18 protein-coding genes and 1 pseudogene are annotated in these 16750 nt (G+C 69.9%); 7 read left to right on the top strand and 12 right to left on the bottom strand.

Features of this window, described 5'->3' with window-relative positions; genetic code table 11:
- Positions 1–2: 2 nt before the first annotated feature.
- Positions 3–1415: an LVIVD repeat-containing protein gene (locus ACWEIJ_RS31970; protein WP_449840964.1), complete on the bottom strand. Its 1413-nt coding sequence runs from the start codon at positions 1413–1415 to the stop codon at positions 3–5.
- 170 nt (positions 1416–1585) lie between these two features.
- Here ACWEIJ_RS31970 and ACWEIJ_RS31965 point away from each other — a divergent pair, with 170 nt between their 5' ends.
- The gene (locus ACWEIJ_RS31965) at positions 1586–2185 is read left to right on the top strand and encodes a DUF305 domain-containing protein (RefSeq protein ID WP_449840963.1); all 600 of its coding nucleotides are present in this window, start codon (positions 1586–1588) and stop codon (positions 2183–2185) included.
- Positions 2186–2188: 3 nt separating this feature from the next.
- Here the strand turns inward: ACWEIJ_RS31965 and ACWEIJ_RS31960 are convergent, their stop codons facing one another.
- On the bottom strand, positions 2189–2515 hold the full coding sequence (locus ACWEIJ_RS31960; RefSeq protein WP_449840962.1) for an antibiotic biosynthesis monooxygenase family protein: 327 nt from the start codon (positions 2513–2515) through the stop codon (positions 2189–2191).
- Positions 2516–2595: 80 nt separating this feature from the next.
- Here ACWEIJ_RS31960 and ACWEIJ_RS31955 point away from each other — a divergent pair, with 80 nt between their 5' ends.
- A complete protein-coding gene (locus tag ACWEIJ_RS31955; RefSeq protein ID WP_449840961.1) occupies positions 2596–3186 on the top strand; it encodes a TetR/AcrR family transcriptional regulator in 591 nt (196 codons plus the stop codon).
- Here ACWEIJ_RS31955 and ACWEIJ_RS31950 read toward each other — a convergent pair.
- Together ACWEIJ_RS31950 and ACWEIJ_RS31945 are read right to left on the bottom strand one after the other, a co-directional pair.
- Positions 3179–4372 (bottom strand): hypothetical protein, encoded by a 1194-nt coding sequence (locus ACWEIJ_RS31950; RefSeq protein ID WP_449840960.1) that lies wholly within the window; start codon positions 4370–4372, stop codon positions 3179–3181. The genes ACWEIJ_RS31955 and ACWEIJ_RS31950 overlap by 8 nt on opposite strands.
- Positions 4369–4602, bottom strand: coding sequence for a hypothetical protein (locus tag ACWEIJ_RS31945; protein WP_449840959.1), 234 nt, complete (start codon positions 4600–4602; stop codon positions 4369–4371). Before ACWEIJ_RS31945 ends, ACWEIJ_RS31950 begins: the two co-directional genes overlap by 4 nt.
- Positions 4603–4870: 268 nt before the next feature.
- Between ACWEIJ_RS31945 and ACWEIJ_RS31940 the strand changes: the two genes are divergently transcribed.
- Genes ACWEIJ_RS31940 through ACWEIJ_RS31920 form a run of 5 tightly spaced genes read left to right on the top strand, consistent with a single transcriptional unit; the run spans position 4871 to position 8499 of the window.
- Positions 4871–5764 carry an ABC transporter ATP-binding protein gene (locus ACWEIJ_RS31940; RefSeq protein WP_449840958.1) on the top strand — a complete coding sequence of 298 codons (894 nt, stop codon included), beginning with the start codon at positions 4871–4873 and terminating at the stop codon, positions 5762–5764.
- Positions 5748–6473 carry an ABC transporter permease gene (locus tag ACWEIJ_RS31935; protein ID WP_449840957.1) on the top strand — a complete coding sequence of 242 codons (726 nt, stop codon included), beginning with the start codon at positions 5748–5750 and terminating at the stop codon, positions 6471–6473. The genes ACWEIJ_RS31940 and ACWEIJ_RS31935 overlap by 17 nt, the downstream gene beginning before the upstream one ends.
- Before the next feature lie 9 nt (positions 6474–6482).
- Positions 6483–7637 (top strand): sensor histidine kinase, encoded by a 1155-nt coding sequence (locus ACWEIJ_RS31930; RefSeq protein WP_449840956.1) that lies wholly within the window; start codon positions 6483–6485, stop codon positions 7635–7637.
- On the top strand, positions 7634–7873 hold the full coding sequence (locus ACWEIJ_RS31925) for a hypothetical protein (protein ID WP_449840955.1): 240 nt from the start codon (positions 7634–7636) through the stop codon (positions 7871–7873). Before ACWEIJ_RS31930 ends, ACWEIJ_RS31925 begins: the two co-directional genes overlap by 4 nt.
- Positions 7870–8499, top strand: coding sequence for a response regulator (locus ACWEIJ_RS31920; protein ID WP_449840954.1), 630 nt, complete (start codon positions 7870–7872; stop codon positions 8497–8499). Before ACWEIJ_RS31925 ends, ACWEIJ_RS31920 begins: the two co-directional genes overlap by 4 nt.
- Before the next feature lie 69 nt (positions 8500–8568).
- Here the strand turns inward: ACWEIJ_RS31920 and ACWEIJ_RS31915 are convergent.
- The 8 genes and pseudogenes from ACWEIJ_RS31915 to ACWEIJ_RS31880 all read right to left on the bottom strand — a co-directional run.
- Positions 8569–8886 (bottom strand): annotated as a pseudogene (locus ACWEIJ_RS31915) (allophanate hydrolase-related protein); the annotation flags it as partial.
- Positions 8783–9865, bottom strand: a complete 1083-nt coding sequence (locus tag ACWEIJ_RS31910) for an XdhC family protein (protein ID WP_449840953.1) — start codon at positions 9863–9865, stop codon at positions 8783–8785. The pseudogene ACWEIJ_RS31915 and the gene ACWEIJ_RS31910, both read right to left, overlap by 104 nt.
- Before the next feature lie 53 nt (positions 9866–9918).
- On the bottom strand, positions 9919–11325 hold the full coding sequence (locus tag ACWEIJ_RS31905) for an NCS2 family permease (RefSeq protein WP_449840952.1): 1407 nt from the start codon (positions 11323–11325) through the stop codon (positions 9919–9921).
- A gap of 95 nt (positions 11326–11420) precedes the next feature.
- Entirely contained in the window at positions 11421–11882 is a 462-nt protein-coding gene (locus tag ACWEIJ_RS31900; RefSeq protein WP_449840951.1) for a nucleoside deaminase, read from the bottom strand.
- Between the two features lie 19 nt (positions 11883–11901).
- Positions 11902–14088, bottom strand: a complete 2187-nt coding sequence (locus ACWEIJ_RS31895) for a molybdopterin cofactor-binding domain-containing protein (protein WP_449840950.1) — start codon at positions 14086–14088, stop codon at positions 11902–11904.
- Positions 14085–15440, bottom strand: coding sequence for an 8-oxoguanine deaminase (locus ACWEIJ_RS31890; protein ID WP_449840949.1), 1356 nt, complete (start codon positions 15438–15440; stop codon positions 14085–14087). Before ACWEIJ_RS31890 ends, ACWEIJ_RS31895 begins: the two co-directional genes overlap by 4 nt.
- Positions 15437–15898: a (2Fe-2S)-binding protein gene (locus ACWEIJ_RS31885; protein WP_449840948.1), complete on the bottom strand. Its 462-nt coding sequence runs from the start codon at positions 15896–15898 to the stop codon at positions 15437–15439. The genes ACWEIJ_RS31890 and ACWEIJ_RS31885 overlap by 4 nt, the downstream gene beginning before the upstream one ends.
- Positions 15889–16749, bottom strand: coding sequence for an FAD binding domain-containing protein (locus tag ACWEIJ_RS31880; RefSeq protein ID WP_449840947.1), 861 nt, complete (start codon positions 16747–16749; stop codon positions 15889–15891). The genes ACWEIJ_RS31885 and ACWEIJ_RS31880 overlap by 10 nt, the downstream gene beginning before the upstream one ends.
- Position 16750 lies beyond the last annotated feature (1 nt).

Below are 16750 nucleotides of genomic sequence, written 5' to 3'. Positions count from 1 at the left end.
CGTCACCAGCGGTAGAAGTTGCCCTGCGTCTGGACGTTCAGCTCGTCCGTGCGGAAGAACTTCGCCGGGAACGTGCGCGGGTCGCGCATGTCGATCACGTCGAAGCCGCGCTGGATCTCCGACGAGTAGATGTAGCCGTTGTAGTAGTACGTGGACCACGTGCCGCCGACGACGTTGCCGGGCTGCACGCCGTACTCGTAGAAGCCGATCTCACGCGGCTTGGCGGAGTTCGTGAAGTCCCACACCGAGATGCCGCCCTGGTACCAGGACTGCACCATGATGTCCTTGCCGGGCACCGGGACGAGCGAACCGTTGTGCGCGACGCAGTTCTCCGTGTCGGCCTGCATCCGCGGGATCTTGTAGTAGGACTTGAACACGAGCTTGCGGTTCTTGCCCTTGCCCTCGATGTCGTAGATGCCGTTCGCGCCGCGGTTCGGGCCGATCTTCTCGTTGCACGTCGCCGCGCCGCCGCCACCGAGCTCGTCGGTGAAGACGACCTTGGTGCCGCTGTTGTTGAACGTGGCCGAGTGCCAGAACGCGAAGTGCGCGTCGTCCTGCACCCGGTTCAGCTCCACCAGGTTCTCCCGGTCGGAGATGTCCCACAGCACGCCGTCACCCATGCACGCGCCCGCCGCGAGGTCGAGCTGCGGGTAGACGGTGATGTCGTGGCAACCGGTGGTGGCCGAGGTGTAGCCGGTGTCGATGTCGCCGGGCCGGCCCTTGTTGCCGCCGTCCGGGAACAGCACGGGGGCCTTGATCACGGACGCCTGCGCCGGGTTGCGCACGGGGACCTTGACGATCGAGATCTTGTCGTGCGGTGGCTGGCAGTCCGGGAACGCCGCGTTGGGCGAGTAGGACGAGACGTAGAGGTAGACGCTCTTGCGATCCTTGGCCGGCACCAGCGTGTGGGTGTGCGAACCGCAGTCGGTCTCGACGGCCGCGACGTACTTCGGGGCCTTCTTGTCGCTGATGTCGAAGACCTTGATGCCCTCCCACGACTCCTTGACGGAGGCGGGCTGCGAGACGCTGTTGCACGAGTTGTCGTTGCGGGACGAGTCGGTCGACAGGAACAGCAGGTTCCCGTACACCGAGACGTCGTTCTGCGAGCCGGGGCAGAGGACCTGGCTCACGATCTTCGGCTTCCGCGGGTTGCGGATGTCGTAGATGGTGAAGCCGTTGTAGTTCCCCAGGAAAGCGTAGTTGTCCTGGAACGCCAGGTCGGTGTTGAGCGCCGAGGTGGTGTCGAACGGCGCCTGCTTGGGCAGGCTGCCGACCTTCACCATGTTGCGGCTCCGGCTGACCTCGTTCTCGCCGGGAATGCCGGTGGACCCGTCGGCCCGCGCCTCCAGCTGGGCCTGCGACAGCCCCGCCCCGTCGGCGGGAAGGTCGGGCTCGGCCAGGGCCGGTGCCGTCATCGTTGACAACGTCAGCGCGAGCGCCCCCAGAATCGCCAACGGCGCTCTGCGCCGCCGGGCCGTTGCGCGTGAAGTCACAGCTTTACCCCCTCATTACGGGCTGGTGAGGGTGAGTATGACCGTTTCGCTTTGCTAAGGGCCAGCGTCTTTCGGAGGGTATTGTCTGGTTCATGCGTTCTGGGGTCGCGGTGATTGCGCTGGTAGCGGCGTTGGCGGGCTGCACTTCCGAGCCGGAGGCCGCACCGGTCATCGCCCCGGACACACCCGGTGGGACCGCGCAGACGCTGGCGCCCGCCGACGTCTCCGGCGCCGTCGCGGCACCGCCGAACGACGCGGACCGCCTTTACGTGGCCATGATGATCGTCCATCACGAACAGGCGCTCGCGATGACGCGGTTCGCGCCCGACCGGGCGGAGAACGCGACGGTGAAGGGCCTGGCCGACCGGATCCGGTACAGCCAGGAGCCCGAGATCGGTGCCATGAAGCAGTGGCAGCGCGTCAACAACGACATGGGCTCGCACGGCGATCACGGTTCGATGCCCGGCATGGCCACGCAGGAGCAGTTGACCGCGCTGGGTGCCGCGCGCGGCAAGGACTTCGACCGGATGTTCCTGGAGCTGATGATCAAGCACCACGAGGGTGCGATCAAGATGGCGACGGACGTGAAGTCCGCCGGCACCAACGTTCAGGTCGAGGAGATGGCCGACGACGTGATCGCCGTCCAGACCGACGAGATCAACCGGATGAAGGCCCTGCTTCCCGCGTTGTGAGCACTACTCGGCGCGCTGCAGGGGCAGCACCAGGTCCTCCGCGTGCTGGAAGGTCTCGACGGCGTTGCCGGTGACGTGCCGGGCGATGCCGCGGTTGCGCTTGTGCGCCTCGCGGAACGAGTCGGACGCGACCCAGGCGCGGAAGTGCTCCTCGGACTCGAACTCGTTGACCGACACGTACGGCTGGTCCTCGCGGGTCGGCTTGAGCAGCGTGCTGCGCAGCAGACCGGGCACGCCGGGCAGGAACGTCCGCATGTTGCTGCGGAAGTGGGCCTCGAACTCCTCCGCCCGTTCGGCGGGCACGAACAGCCGGTTCGTCGCGATGAACATGAGACTCTCCTTGATTCCGACGCTCTGTCGGGAACTATTCCAACACACCGTCGGGAAATCAAGCGCGATACGATCCCGGTGTGCCGAGGATCAGCGCTGACACCGTGGCGGAGCACCGCGCCAACCGGTTGCGCGCCCTGCTGGACGCCGGGCGCGAGATCGTGGCGACCGAGGGAGCGGAGGCGTTGACGCTCGCGTCGCTCGCCAGACGCGTGGGGCTGTCGCGGCCGAGCCTCTACGAGTACTTCCGGTCGCGCGAGGAGCTGGTCGCCGCGATCGTGTCGGACGCCCTGCCCGAGTGGGCGGACAAGCTGGAGGACGCGGTCGAGGGCGCCACGTCCGTGCCGGCCAAGATCGAGGCGTACCTGCGCACCGAGCTCGCGATCATCACCGACGGCAGCCACGGCGCGGTGGTCGCGCTGTCCGCGCACGCGTTGCCCGATACCTCGCGCGAGCAGATCCGCGCCGAGCACGAACGGTTGCTGGCGCCGTTGGTCGGCGTGTTCCGGACCGCCGGAGTGCAGCGGGCGGAGCTGCGGGCGATGCTCGTGCACGCCATGGTGGAGGCAACCTCGCGCATGATCACGCCGGGCCGCACCGAGCACAACGAGGCGGTCATCCAGACGTTGCTCGACCAGGTCGTGCACGGGCTGGACCAGCGGATCAGCTGAACGGCACCAGGGCGTCGGCGTGAAGCCCTCCTGGCCGGATCTCGTACAGGCCCGCACCCTCCGAGAGTTCGACGGAGTCTCGCCGGATCAGCTCTTCGCGCGCTGGTGGCCAGAGCGTGCTGGACGACCAGCGAACACCCGTCAGAGGGACTCCCCGCAGATCCGCACTTCGGAGATCTGCGCCCGTCATGTCTGTCAGAGCCTCCAGCAGGCGACCTATCGCCGCGGCGAGCTCGGCGCTGAACAACGCCCGGCTGGCAGCGAAATCGCGGTCTTGCTCGTCCACGACGATGAGTGCCCTTGCCCTGCGGCGGTCGCTGCCGATGGCGCCGGCGAGCTCGCGCGCAAAGTGGCGGTCGAGGTCGGTGGCTCGGCCGCGAGCGGCGTCCATGTCGGGGACACCGGCGGGGGTGGGGCCGCGAGTGGCGGCATCGCTGCTCGCATCACCACCGGTTGCGACCGTGACGGTGTAGGACGTTGCCGGGGTGATCTCGAGGTCGAGGTCGGTCTCGTCGGCGACGGCGAGCGCGATGGTCAAGGCGCTGGCCAGAGTGCGCTCCAGTTCATGAGCATCGGCGAGGTTGCCGACGCCGTGGTCCGCCCGCGTGAGAGAGCGGGCGAGGCCCCGCGCGCGGTTGATGTGGTCAGCGAGTCGGCCGGCGATGTCGCTGACGTGATCACGGGCGAACGTCGCATCCAGGACACGGCCGCGGGCGATGGTGACCGTGATGGAGAAGTCGCGGGCGAGGTTGTCGGCGAGCTGGCCGGCGCGATCACGGGTGCGGACGATGTCGACATCGAACTCGTGGACGAGTTCCGCCGCGCTCGCGGCGAATTCGGCGACCGTGCGCACGCTCTGCAGCGTGTCGGCGGGGAACCACGCCCTGGCGGCGATTCGCTCGGCAGGGTCCAGCAGGGCGACGTTGTCGGCGACCACGGCCAACGCGGCAACTTCGACTGTTGTGGGCTGTGGTGGTCGGTCGGCGGTGCCGACGGTTTCATCAGCGTCAACGCTCGTGGTCGCGTCCGAACCACCTTCCGCGCGCAATGCGGGCGTCGAGTCGGCGAGAGCGGACAGGAGTCGCCCACCGCGGCTGTTCCCGAGCGGTTTCGGCGCCGGGGCAAAGGCCGGGGTCGAGTCGGCGAGCGCGGCGATCAACCGTCGGCCCGGGCCGTCCGACGTCACGACGACCGTCCTGCTGACTCGTCGCCGGAGGGAACGAGAGATTCGGCGTAGCGGGCCATTTTCTTGACCACGACGGGCGCGGCGGCGCCGGCGCTGAAGGCCACGAAGCCGCTGGCTATGACGGAGGTCGTGGCCAGCGCTGCGGTCGTGGCGGACGCTATGCCGAGGTGGATCACGATCGACGCGGCGTAGACGCCTCCTCCGGGCCCTTTGGACGCTTCCAAGGCCATCCCTTGACCCGTTGCGCGGCTTCGATGAACAGCACCGCACGGTTGGCAGCGGCACCGAGGAGCCCCCACAAGGCGTACTGCCACATGAGCAGAACGTACGCGACTTGAGTCGTTCTGCGCATCAGACACACGATGACGAGCCATAGGCGGCGCCTATCAACTGGATCCTCTCGCGGCCATGGTGGAGCACCGGCATCAACCGATCGGTTGATGCCGGTGTCGCCGCCCGATCGATGATCTTCGGCCGGCGTTCGCCGAGGCTGGTCGCATGGCAATCATCGAAGTGCGCGACCTCGGGAAGAGGTACGGACCCCGGGTCGCGGTGGACTCGGTGTCGTTCGAGGTCGCCGAGGGGGAGATCTTCGGCATCCTGGGGCCGAACGGGGCAGGCAAGTCGACGACCGTCGAGTGCGTGGCCGGGTTGCGGACGCCGGATCGGGGCAGCGTGTCGGTGCTCGGGCGGCGTCCCGCGGACGTCCGCGCCGCGATCGGGGTGCAGCTGCAGGCGTCGGAGCTGCCGGAACGGCTGCGGGTGGGCGAGGCGCTGGCGCTGTTCTCGTCGTTCTACCCGGCGCCGGTGGACTGGTCCGAGCGGCTGGGGCTGACCCCGCACCTGCGGGCGGAGTTCGGGCGGCTGTCCGGTGGGTTGAAGCAGCGGTTGTCGATCGCGCTGGCGCTGATCGGGTCGCCGCGGGTGGCGATCCTGGACGAGCTCACGACCGGGCTGGATCCGCAGGCGCGGCGGGACACGTGGTCGGTGATCGAGGACGTGCGGTCGGCGGGCGTGACGATCCTGCTCGTCACGCACTTCATGGAGGAGGCGGAGCGGCTCTGCGACCGGGTCGCGGTGTTCCGCGACGGGCGGATCGCCGCCCTGGACACACCCGCCGGGCTGGTGTCGCGTGTGGACGGTTCGACGCGGGTCCGGTTCGTGCCCTCCGCCGCGGTGGACGTGGCGGCGCTGTCGGCGTTGCCGGAGGTCGGCGACGTGTCGTTCGCGGGAGAGCAGCTGGTGGTCAGCGGGTCGGAGAACCTGCTGCACGCGGTGACCTCCTTCTTGGCGCGCAAGCAGATCGTGGCGCGCCAGCTTCGCGTCGACCAGGTTTCGCTGGACGACGCCTACGTCGAGCTGACCGGGGGTAGTGGTGCTGCGGATCATTGAGGTCGAGGCGCGGTTGTTCGTCCGCGATCGGCTGAACTCGTTGTTCTCGGTGGTGTTCCCCTGCCTGCTGTTGCTGGGTCTGGGGGCGATTCCGGGACTGCGGACGCCCGCGCCGGAATTCGGCGGGGTGCGGTTCATCGACAGTTACATGTCGTCGTTGGTCGTGTTCACGTTGGCGTTCATCGGGTTGCAGCGGGTGCCGACAGTGGTGGCCACCTACCGAGAGAAGGGTGTGCTGCGCCGGTTGTCCACGACGCCGATGCATCCGGCGCGGTTGCTGGCCGGCCAGATGGTGGTCAACTCCGCCGCGGCGATCTTGTCGGTGCTGCTCACCATCCTGGTGGGGTACGTCGTTTTCGGCGTCGACCTGCCTCACCATCCACTAGGCCTGGCGTGTGCCGTGGTGCTGGGAGGCGCGGGGACGTTCGCGCTGGGTCTGGTGATCGCCGCACTGGCCCCGACCGCGCGGGCGGCCGGTGGCTGGGCGACGGCGGTGTTCATGCTGCTGATGTTCTTCGGCGGCGTGTACCTGCCGCGGTTCATGCTGCCCTCGGTGGTGCAGAAGATCGGCTCCTACTCGCCTCCCGGTGTGGAGGCACTGCAACAGGCGTGGCTCGGCACCGCGCCGGACTGGAGGCATCTTGCGATCATGGGGCTCGTGAGCCTCGTGGCGGGTACCGTCGCGGCCAGATCGTTCCGCTGGGAGTAGCTCGTGGACATGGCCGCGTTGGACAGGTGGGAGCGCAGGGCCGCTATCGCCGCAGATGTGATCCCGTACTTCGTGCTGACCGTGACGACCGTGCTGTACTCGATCTTCACGGTGCACTCCGGTTCGGAGCGCTGGATCACCTACGGCGTGGTGGCGTTCGCCTACGCGTGGATGTTGTGGTGGTTCACACTGCACCCCGCGTGGCGCGACCGCGCGGAGCTGATGGCCGTGTTCGTCGGTGGCATGGTCGTGCTCTACGCGGTGCTCGGCTTGCGCGAGCAGGTGTTCGGCGCGGTGTCGTACGCGATCTACATCTACGCGAGCGAACTGCTGCGCGGCCGCTGGATGTTCTTCGTGGTGGCGCTGACCGCCGTGCTGGCGACCCTGTCGCTGTTCGGCGGCTACCCGTCCGCGGGGGAGGCACCTGCCTTCTGGTTGCTGCTGATGGTGTTCGTGGTCGTGGCGTGCACGTTCACGTTCGTCGGCCACGTGACAACTGAACAGGCCCGGTTGCGCAAGGAGCTGCTGGAGGAGAACGAGGGCCTCCACGCCCAGCTCCTGGTGCAGGCGCACGAGGCAGGCGTGCAGGACGAGCGCCACCGCCTGGCCGGCGAGATCCACGACACGCTGGCCCAGGGCCTCACGGGCATCATCACGCAACTGTCGGCGGCCTCCGAGTCCGACTGGGAACGCCGCCTGTCCGTGGCGGCCGACCTGGCCCGCGCGAACCTGGCCGAGGCCCGCCGCTCGGTGCACGCCCTGCGCCCACCCGCGCTGGACTCCGCGGCCCTGCCCGAAGCGCTGGACGAGGTGGCGTCGGGCTGGTCCGCGGTCTACGGCGTGCCGGTGTCGGTCACGCTGACCGGCGCCGTGCGCGTGATGCACCCGGAGGTGGAGGTCGCGCTGCTGCGCATGACCCAGGAAGCCCTGGCGAACGTGGCGAAGCACGCCTCCGCGTCCCGCGTGGGCCTGACCCTGTCCTACATGGAGGACGTGGTGACGCTCGACGTGCGCGACGACGGCGTGGGCTTCGACCTGAAGCGGCCCTCGTCGGGCTTCGGGCTGACCGCGATGCGCCACCGCGTGCACCGGTTGTCCGGGGCGCTGTTCGTGGAGTCGGAACCGGGCGGGGGTACGGCGATCTCGGCGCGGGTGCCGGCATGACCGGGGTGGGGTCGACGCCGGGCGGACTCGCGCTGTTCGTGGAGTCGGAACCGGGCGGGCACGGCGATCTCGGCGCGGGTGCCGGCATGACCGGGGTGGGGTCGACGCCGGGCGGACGCGCGCTGTTCGGCGCCGATCCAGGCGCGACAGGCACGGTGGGAGCGATGCGGCGGAGGTCGAGCGACGTGATGGCGGCAGGCCTGGGCGACTGCGCGGGACTGCGGGTGCCCGCGTGATCCGGCTGGTGATCGTCGACGACCACCCCGTCGTCCGCGACGGTCTGCGCGGCATGCTGGCGTGCCCGGACTTCGAGGTCGTGGGCGAGGCGGCGTCCGGTGACGAGGCGGTCGCGGTCGTCCTGGCGCTGGAGCCGGACGTCGTTCTGATGGACCTGCGCATGCCGGGGTCCGACGGCCTGTCCGCGATCGAACGGCTGCGTCCCCATCCGTGCCGCGTCCTGGTGCTCACCACGTACGACACGGATCGCGACGTGCTGCCCGCGATCAAGGCGGGCGCGACGGGCTACCTGCTCAAGGACACGCCGCGCGACGAGCTGCACCGGGCGATCCGGGCCGCGCACGCGGGTGAGGCCGTGCTGTCGCCCGCGGTGGCCACGCGGCTGCTGGGGCAGGTGCGAGAGCCAGTGCTGGAGCCGTTGTCGGCGCGGGAGCTGGACGTGCTGGCGCTGGTCGCCAGGGGGTCAACGAACCGGGCGGTGGCGGCGGCCTTGTTCATCAGCGAGGCGACGGTGAAGACGCATCTGCTGCACGTCTACGCGAAGCTCGGCGTGGGTGACAGGGCGGCGGCCGTCGCGGTGGCGTACGAACGCGGGCTGTTGCGGGGACGCGGTCAGGACCGCTGAGGTGATCCCCCGCGGCGGGACCACTTCGGTTGGTCCCGCCGCTTGCGGCAACTCCCCCTTGCCACTCCCTCACCCCTCGAGATGAAGGAACTCCCGCCAGTCCCCGAGATACGAGATGTCCCGGATGTCACCCGATCGGAGCAACGGTTCGACGACCGCGTCGCGCAGGACGGTGGCCAGGGCGGCGCTGCCGTCCTCCAGTTCGATGACGCCGATCTCCAGCTCCGGCGGCTCGGCCGGGACGAGGTGGTCGCGCAGGATCTTCAGCGGCAGGTCGTAGAGCTCACCCACGACCGAGGCCGAGCCCGACTCGTGCATCGCGGGGAACCTGTCCCGCACCGAGAAGTACCGGTACCTGGGCGCACTGCGGGCCCGGCACACCATCGGGGTGCCCTGGAGCTGCGAGTGCAGCGGTCCGCCCCGCATGCCGCCGCCGTTGAGAAAGATCAGTGCCATGACTCTCCTGGTCTCGGTGGATGGGGGAGGACAGCGAGGACAGGGGCAGGCCGGTGCCGCCGTGCCGCAGCGCCACCAGTTCGGCGGCGATCGACACCGCGGTCTCGGCGGGGCTGCGGCCGCCGAGGTCCAGGCCGATGGGCGACCGAAGGCGCCGAAGAGCCGGCTCGGGCACGCCCGCCTCGCGCAGGCGTTCCAGGCGTTCGGCGTGCGTGCGGCGGGAACCCAGGGCGCCCACGAACGCCAGCGGCCGGTCCAGCGCCTCGACCAGCACCGGGATGTCGAACTTCGGGTCGTGGGTCAGCACCACGACGGCCGTGGACGAGTCGGTGCGGGTGGAGGCGAGGTAGCGGTGCGGCCAGTCGACCACGACTTCGTCGGCGGCCGGAAAGCGTTCGGGAGTAGCGAAGATCGGGCGCGCGTCGCACACCGTCACGTGGTAGCCGAGGAACCGGCCGATCTCGGCGACGGCGGCGGCGTGGTCGATGGCACCGAACACCAGCAGGCGCGGTGCGGGCAGCCAGGACTCGGTGAACACGCGGTCGCCGGCCGAGAAGCGCACCGACACCGGGTGTCCGTCCACAGAGGCCTGAAGGGCGGCGCGCAACGACGGGCTGTCCCGTTGCACCAGGACGTCCAGCGAGCCGCCGCAGGTCAGCCCGACGGAGAACGCCGTGTCGTCGGAGTAGCCGAAGGTGGCCAAAGTGGACACCGAAGTGCCGAGCACCTCGCACGCCAGGTCGTAGACCTCGGCCTCCACGCACCCGCCGGACACGCTGCCGATCACCTGACCGTCCGGGCCGACCGCCATCGCGGCGCCCACCGGACGTGGTGCGCTGCCCCGCACGGCGACCACCGAGGCGACCGCGAAGCGGTCCCACGAGAGCAGAGTCGTTGCCAGGTCGCGCATCGAACCTCCAGTTCGAGAGGTTCGGCCGGATGGCCGCCCGGCCGAACCCGGCCTCACTTGCCGGTGATCACGTCCACGCCGAAGTACACGGCGAACATCAGCGCGAGGCCCGTCATCAGCCAGCCCGGCCAACGGCCCTTGCAGATGCGCAGCACGACGTAGGACAGCAGGCCCGCGCCGATGCCGTTGGTGATCGAGTAGGTGAACGGGACGATGGCCACGGTCAGGAACACCGGGATGGTGAAGTCCGTTTCGTGCCAAGGAATTCGGCGGATCTGGGTCATCATCAGCCCGCCGATCACCACCAGTGCGGGAGCCGCCGCCTGCGCGGGCACGACGGTGGCCAGCGGGGTGAACAGCAGTGCCACTAGGAACAGGCCGCCGGTGACCACCGAGGCCAGACCGGTGCGGGCGCCTTCGCCAACGCCCGCCGCCGACTCCAGGAACACGGTGTTCGGGGCCGACCCCGTGAGGCCACCGGCGATCGCACCGGCGCCGTCGACCATCAGGATCCTGCCCATGCCCTCCACTCGGCCGTCACGCGTGAGGCCCGCCTCGTCGGACACCGACGTGATGGTGCCCATGGCGTCGAAGAAGCCGGACAGGACGAGGGTGAACAGGAAGATCGTCGCGGCGATGACCCCCGCCGACACGAAGCCGCCGAACAGGTCCACCCGGCCGAAAAGCCCGAAGTCCGGCGAGCCGACCAGGGACGACGGCAGCGACGGCGTCACCAGCCCCCAGCCGTGCACCGTGAACACCGAGTTCACCACCACCGCCACGACGGTGGCGACGACGATGCTGATCAGGACCGCACCGGGCACGCCGCGCGCCATCAGCACGATCATCAGCAGCAGCCCCAGGCAGAAGACCACGATCGGCCAGCCGCTCAGGTGGCCGTCGACGCCCATGCGCACCGGGACGGTGGACCCGGCCGCGTCCGGCGTGCGGGTCACGAAACCCGCGGAGACCAGGCCCACCAACGCGATGTAGAGGCCGATGCCCACGGTGATCGCGATCTTCAACGGTTCGGGGATCGCGTTGATGATGCGTTCGCGCACGCCGGAGACGGCCATGAGCACGATGCACAGGCCCTCCAGCACCACCAGCCCGAAGGCCTGGGCCCACGTCATGGTCGGCGCCATCTGGAACGCCACCACGCCGTTCACGCCCAGACCCGCGGCCAGCGCCAGCGGTGCGTTGCCGACGAGTCCCATGAGGACGGTCATCACGCCGGCGGCCAGCGCGGTCGCCGTGGTGATCTCGGCGATGGTGAGCTTCGCGCCGGTGATGTCGGCGGACGCGCCGAGGATCAACGGGTTCAGCAGCACGATGTACGACATCGCGACGAAAGTCGTGATGCCGCCCCGTACCTCGCGGCCGAGCGTGCTGCCGCGTTCGGTGATGCGGAAGAACTGGTCGAGGGCGGACGTCGACGTCCGGCTCCGCAACTGGGTCATGAAGGACGGCCTTTCCCATGCCGGTGGGCGCGTTCCAACGCCGGAACGCGTTTAAGCAAATGCAAGCTCCGGTCAGCTAGACAGCTTTTGGCCGTTTAGTAATCGATACGAGTTGCGAGCGACAGCCACGCGGTGAACGGGGCGTTGTCCTCGCCGGTGGAGATCTGGTGCACGGGCAGGTCCCAGTCATCACGGGACTTGCTGAACAGCTCGTAGAACTCGCGGTCGTCGAACCCGGCCGCGGCCGCGTCGTGGCGGTCGGCGGCGTAGACGACCCTGTCCACCCGCGCCCAGAGCGCGGCGGACAGGCACAGGGGACACGGCTCGCACGAGGAGATCAGTGTGCAGCCGGTCAGCTTGAAGTCACCGAGCGCCTGGCAGGCCGCGCGGATCGCGACGACCTCGGCGTGGGCGGTGGGGTCGAGCGTGGGCGTCACCTGGTTGACGCCGGTGGCGATCACGGAACCGTCGCGGACGATCATCGCGCCGAACGGGCCGCCGCCGGAGGCCACGTTGCGGGTGGCCAGGTCGATGGTGGCGAGCAGATGTGCGTTCACGGCAACAAACTCCAGAAGATCAGGTACCGGTGAGGTGTTCGGGGCGGACCGGGACGCGGGTGAGCGCCAGGCCGGTCGCCGCGCGGATCGCCGCCACGATCGCCGGGGTCGACGAGATGGTGGGCGGTTCGCCGACGCCGCGGATGCCGTACGGGGCATGGGGATCGGCGAGTTCGAGCACGTCGATGCTCATCGGCGGCATGTCGAGCACGGTCGGGATGAGGTAGTCGGTGAACGACGGGTTGCGCACCTTGCCGCCGGAGGTCTGGATCTCCTCCATCACCGCGAGGCCGAGGCCCTGGGCGGAACCGCCCTGGATCTGGCCCACCACGGCCTGCGGGTTCAGCGCCTTGCCGACGTCCTGGGCGCAGTCCAGTGCCACCACGCGCACGAGGCCGAGCTCCACGTCCACGTCGACCACCGCACGGTGCGCGGCGAACCCGTACTGGACGTGCGCGTTCCCTTGTCCCGTCTCGGGATCCAACGGCTCGGTCGCGCGGTGCCGCCACTCGACGGTCTCGTCGATCACCTCGGTGCCGATGTCGGTCCGGCCGTCCAAACGCGACCGGACCGCGGCGCAGGCGGCCTTCACCGCGCCACCGGTCACGTACGTCTGGCGGGAGGCGGAGGTCGAACCGCCGTTGCCGATCGTGGTGTCCATCGGCAGCACGGTCACGCGTTCGATGCCCAGCTCGGTCCGCACGATCTGCTGCATGATCGTCACCAGCCCCTGGCCCACCTCGCAGGCGGCGGTGTGCACGGCAGCGGCCAGCGAACCGTTGACCATCGACACCCGGACGCGGGCGGTCGAGTAGTCGTCGTAGCCCTCGGAGAAGCAGATGTTCTTGATGCCGACGGCATAACCGACACCCCGCACCACGCCCTCGCCGTGCGTCGTGTTGGACACGCCGCCGGGCAGCTCGCGGATGTCCGACGAGGTGCCGGCGGGCAACGGCTTGTCCTGCACCAGCTTCAGCAGCTGGGCGACGGGTGCGGCGGAGTCGACCACCTGACCGGTCGGCATCACGGAACCCTCGGTCATCGCGTTGCGCACCCGGATGTCCACCGGCGACATGCCCAGCGCCTCCGCCAGCTTGTCCATCTGGGACTCGTAGGCGAAACCTGCCTGCACAGCACCGAATCCGCGCATCGCGCCGCACGGTGGGTTGTTCGTGTAGACGCCGTAAGCGTCGATGGTCACGTTGTCGACCTCGTACGGCCCGATGCCCAGCGTCGCCGCGTTCGCCACGACCGCCGGCGTCGAGGAGGCGTAGGCACCGCCGTCCAGGTACATCCGAGTGCGGACGTAGACCAGCTTGCCGGTGTGGTCGGCGCCGTGCTCGTAGTACAGCACGGCCGGGTGCCGGTGCACGTGGCCGTAGAACGACTCCTCGCGGTTGTAGACCATCTTGACCGGCTTGCCGGTGTGCAACGCCAGCAGACACGCGTGCACCTGCATCGACAGGTCCTCGCGGCCGCCGAACGCGCCGCCGACGCCGGACAGCGTCAGCCGGACCTTCTCCTCCGGCAGGCCCAGCGCGGACGCCACCTGCGCGCGGTCGACGTGCAGCCACTGCGTCGCGATGTACAGGTCGACCGAACCGTCGTCGGCGGGCACGGCGAGACCGGACTCCGGACCGAGGAACGCCTGGTCCTGCATGCCGACCTCGTACCGGCCGGTGACCACGACATCGGCCGTGACGTCCTGCGAGCCGCGCCGGATCGGCACGTGCCGCACCAGGTTGCCGCCGGGGTGCAAAGGTGTGTCGTCCACGGCGGTTTCCATGTCCACCACGGGTTCCAGCACGTCGTAGACCACGACGATCTTCTTCATGGCCCGCAGCGCGGTCTCCGGGTGGTCCGCGCCGACCAGCGCGATCGGTTCGCCCTGGTAGCGCACGACGTCCACGGCCAGCACCGGCTGGTCCTTGTGCTCCAACCCGTACAGGTTGCGGCCGGGGACGTCCGAGTGCGTCAGCACCGCGTACACGCCCGGCACCTTCAGCGCCTCGGTCAGGTCCACCGACACGATCCGGGCGTACGGGTGCGGCGAGCGCAGGGTCGAACCCCAGATCATGTCCTCGTGCCACAGGTCGGACGCGTAGGCGAACTCGCCGCGCACCTTCAGGTTGCCGTCCGGGCGCTGCGGCGACGTCCCGATGCCACCCGACACCGCGGAGGTGAGTTCGGCGGGAGTGAGGGTCATCGCGCTGCCTCCTGAAGCTTGGCGCTGGCGGCGGAGAGGTCACGCGCCAGCTCGTCGGTCGACGCCGTCCGCAGAACCCCGTCCCGCACGACGACCCGGCCGCCCACGATCAACAGTTTCAACGGTGGCGGGGTGCCGAGCACCAGCGCCGCCACCGGGTCCGCGATCCCCGCGTAGTCCATTCCGGACAGGTCCCACACCGCGAGGTCCGCGACCTTGCCCGGCTCGATCGAGCCCAGCGCGTCGTCGCGGCCCAGGCACCGCGCGCCACCCATCGTGGCCATCCACAACGCCTGCCGGACGTCCAGTGCACGAGGCCCGCCCCGCTGCCGCGCCTGGTGCAACGCCGCCCGCAGCTCGACGTTCAGCCCACCGTCCTCATTGGACGCGGCGCCGTCGACGCCGAGCCCGACCGGCGCACCCGCGTCGAGCAGGTCCCGCACCGGCGCGATCCCGGTGCCCAGCCGCCCGTTGGACGTGGGGCAGTGCGCGGACCCGGTCGAGGTCGCGCCGAGCCGCTTCACCGCGTCCGACGACAGGTGCACGGTGTGCGCGAGCCACACGTCCGGCCCCAGCCAGCCGAGCTGCTCGGCGTACTCGGTGGGCGTGCAGCCGTTCTCCGCCAGGCACTGCTCTTCCTCGTCCAGCGTCTCGGCGAGGTGCGTGTGCAGCCGGACGCCGTGACGACGTGCGAGAGAAGCGGCCCCGGTCATCAGCTCACGTGACACCGAGAACGGCGAGCAAGGCCCCACAGCGACGCGCACGAGAGCATCAGAAGCCGTCGAGTGGTGGTCACCGATCGCCTGCTCGGTCGCGACCAGCGCGGCCTCGGTGTCCTCGACCAGGTTGTCCGGCGGCAGCCCGCCGTCGGACTGCCCGCGGTCCATCGACCCGCGGATCGCCTCCAGCCGGATCCCGACCCGCCGCCCGGCCGACACCAGCGCGTCGAACACGTCACCGCCACCGGACGGGAAGACGTAGTGGTGGTCAGCGGCCAGGGTGCAGCCCGTCAGCGCCAGCTTCGCGAGCCCGGCGGACGCGGCCGCGTGCGTGACCGCGTCGTCCAGCCCGCGCCACACCGGGTACAGCGTGGTCAGCCACTCGAACAGCGTCGCGTCCTGGGCGAGCCCGCGCGTCGCCCACTGGTACAGGTGGTGGTGCGTGTTGATCAGCCCCGGCGTGACCAGGCACGACGACGCGTCGACGTAGGTGTGCGACTCGTACGGCCGCGGTGCCGGACCCGAGGCGACGGACTGAATCCGCCCGTCGGAGGACACGACCACGTGACCGGAGGCGTGTTCGGTTCCGGCCTGATCCACAGTGGACACCGCGCAGCGGTCGAGAACGATCATCGGCGCGAAGCCGCCAATCGCACGGCGTCCAGGATCTTCTCGTAGCCCGTGCACCGGCACAGGTTCCCGGCGAGCGCCTCGCGGATCTCCGGGTCGGACGGCGCCGGCACGCGCTCCAGCAGGTCGTGCGCCGCCACGACGAGACCGGGCGTGCAGAACCCGCACTGCACCGCGCCCGCCTCGACGAACGCCTCCTGCACCGGGTCCAGCGCGTCGCCGTCGGCGAGCCCCTCGACCGTGCGCACCTCCCGGTCCTGCGCCTGCCCGGCCGCGACCAGGCACGCGCACACCGGCACGTCGTCCAGGTACACCGTGCAGGAGCCGCACTCGCCCTGCTCGCAGGCGTTCTTCGAACCGGGCAGCCCGAGCCGCTCGCGCAGCACGAACAGCAGCGACTCGCCTTCCCACACGTCGTCGGCCTGGCGCTGCTCGCCGTTGACCGTCAGGTTCACGCGCATGCCTGCTCCCCGTCCAAGAGTTCCTGCCACGCCCAACCGAGAGTCCGCCGCGCCATCACGGCCAAGGCGTGCTTGCGATACGCCGCCGACCCGCGCACGTCGTCGATCGGCGACGCGGCCCGCGACACCAGTTCGCCGAACTCCCGCTTCACCGAGTCCAGCAACGGCTTCGGCGAGGAGAAGTCCAGCGAGGAAGCCAGGAACTCCTCGGCCTCGTGCGCCCGGCGCGGCGTGGGAGCCGCCGACCCGACCGCCGCGCCGACGCGGTTCTCCTCCGGGAACAGCGAGATCGCGAACGAGCACACCGCGATCACCATGGCGTTGCGCGTGCCGACCTTGGAGAACTGTTGTGGCCCCTTGGCAGGCGCCAGGTGCACCGCCACGATCAGTTCGTCCGGCTCCAAGGCGTTCCGCTTGACCCCCAGGTAGAAGTCGACCGCCGGGATCATCCGCGTCCCGCGCACGGAGGCCACCTCGATGACCGCGTCCGACGCCAGCAGCACCGGGTGCGTGTCGCCGGCGGGGGAGGCCGCACCCAGGTTGCCGCCGACCGTGCCCCGGTTGCGGATCTGCGGCGACCCGACCGTGCGGGAGGCCATCGCGAGGCCCGGCAGCCGGTCTCCCAGCTCGTTGATGATCCGCACGTACGGCACGCCCGACCCGATCCGCAGCCCGTCGGAGTACGTCTGCAGCTCGGGAATCCGGGTGAGGTCCAGCAGCGCGGCCGGCCTGCGGTGGTCGTAGTTGAGCTCCACCATCACGTCCGTGCCGCCGGCGATCGGCACGGCGTCCGGCCGGGAGGCCTTCAGCTCCAACGCCTCCGCGAGCGTTTCCGGTCGAAGGAAGTCCATC

It is taken from the genome of Lentzea sp. NPDC004789 (assembly GCF_053601075.1).
The sequence above is the reverse complement of the archived record's forward strand: the minus strand, read 5'-3'. Positions and strand labels throughout refer to the sequence as shown.

Bases quoted from the DNA above. Each gene is read 5' to 3' on its own strand.
- ACWEIJ_RS31970 (WP_449840964.1), bottom strand. From the start codon at position 1,415: ATGACGGCACCGGCCCTGGCCGAGCCCGACCTTCCCGCCGACGGGGCG.
- ACWEIJ_RS31965 (WP_449840963.1), top strand. From the start codon at position 1,586: ATGCGTTCTGGGGTCGCGGTGATTGCGCTGGTAGCGGCGTTGGCGGGC.
- ACWEIJ_RS31960 (WP_449840962.1), bottom strand. From the start codon at position 2,515: ATGTTCATCGCGACGAACCGGCTGTTCGTGCCCGCCGAACGGGCGGAG.
- ACWEIJ_RS31945 (WP_449840959.1), bottom strand. From the start codon at position 4,602: ATGGCCTTGGAAGCGTCCAAAGGGCCCGGAGGAGGCGTCTACGCCGCG.
- ACWEIJ_RS31940 (WP_449840958.1), top strand. From the start codon at position 4,871: ATGGCAATCATCGAAGTGCGCGACCTCGGGAAGAGGTACGGACCCCGG.
- ACWEIJ_RS31930 (WP_449840956.1), top strand. From the start codon at position 6,483: ATGGCCGCGTTGGACAGGTGGGAGCGCAGGGCCGCTATCGCCGCAGAT.
- ACWEIJ_RS31925 (WP_449840955.1), top strand. From the start codon at position 7,634: ATGACCGGGGTGGGGTCGACGCCGGGCGGACTCGCGCTGTTCGTGGAG.
- ACWEIJ_RS31910 (WP_449840953.1), bottom strand. From the start codon at position 9,865: ATGCGCGACCTGGCAACGACTCTGCTCTCGTGGGACCGCTTCGCGGTC.
- ACWEIJ_RS31905 (WP_449840952.1), bottom strand. From the start codon at position 11,325: ATGACCCAGTTGCGGAGCCGGACGTCGACGTCCGCCCTCGACCAGTTC.
- ACWEIJ_RS31895 (WP_449840950.1), bottom strand. From the start codon at position 14,088: ATGACCCTCACTCCCGCCGAACTCACCTCCGCGGTGTCGGGTGGCATC.
- ACWEIJ_RS31890 (WP_449840949.1), bottom strand. From the start codon at position 15,440: ATGATCGTTCTCGACCGCTGCGCGGTGTCCACTGTGGATCAGGCCGGA.
- ACWEIJ_RS31885 (WP_449840948.1), bottom strand. From the start codon at position 15,898: ATGCGCGTGAACCTGACGGTCAACGGCGAGCAGCGCCAGGCCGACGAC.
- ACWEIJ_RS31880 (WP_449840947.1), bottom strand. From the start codon at position 16,749: ATGGACTTCCTTCGACCGGAAACGCTCGCGGAGGCGTTGGAGCTGAAG.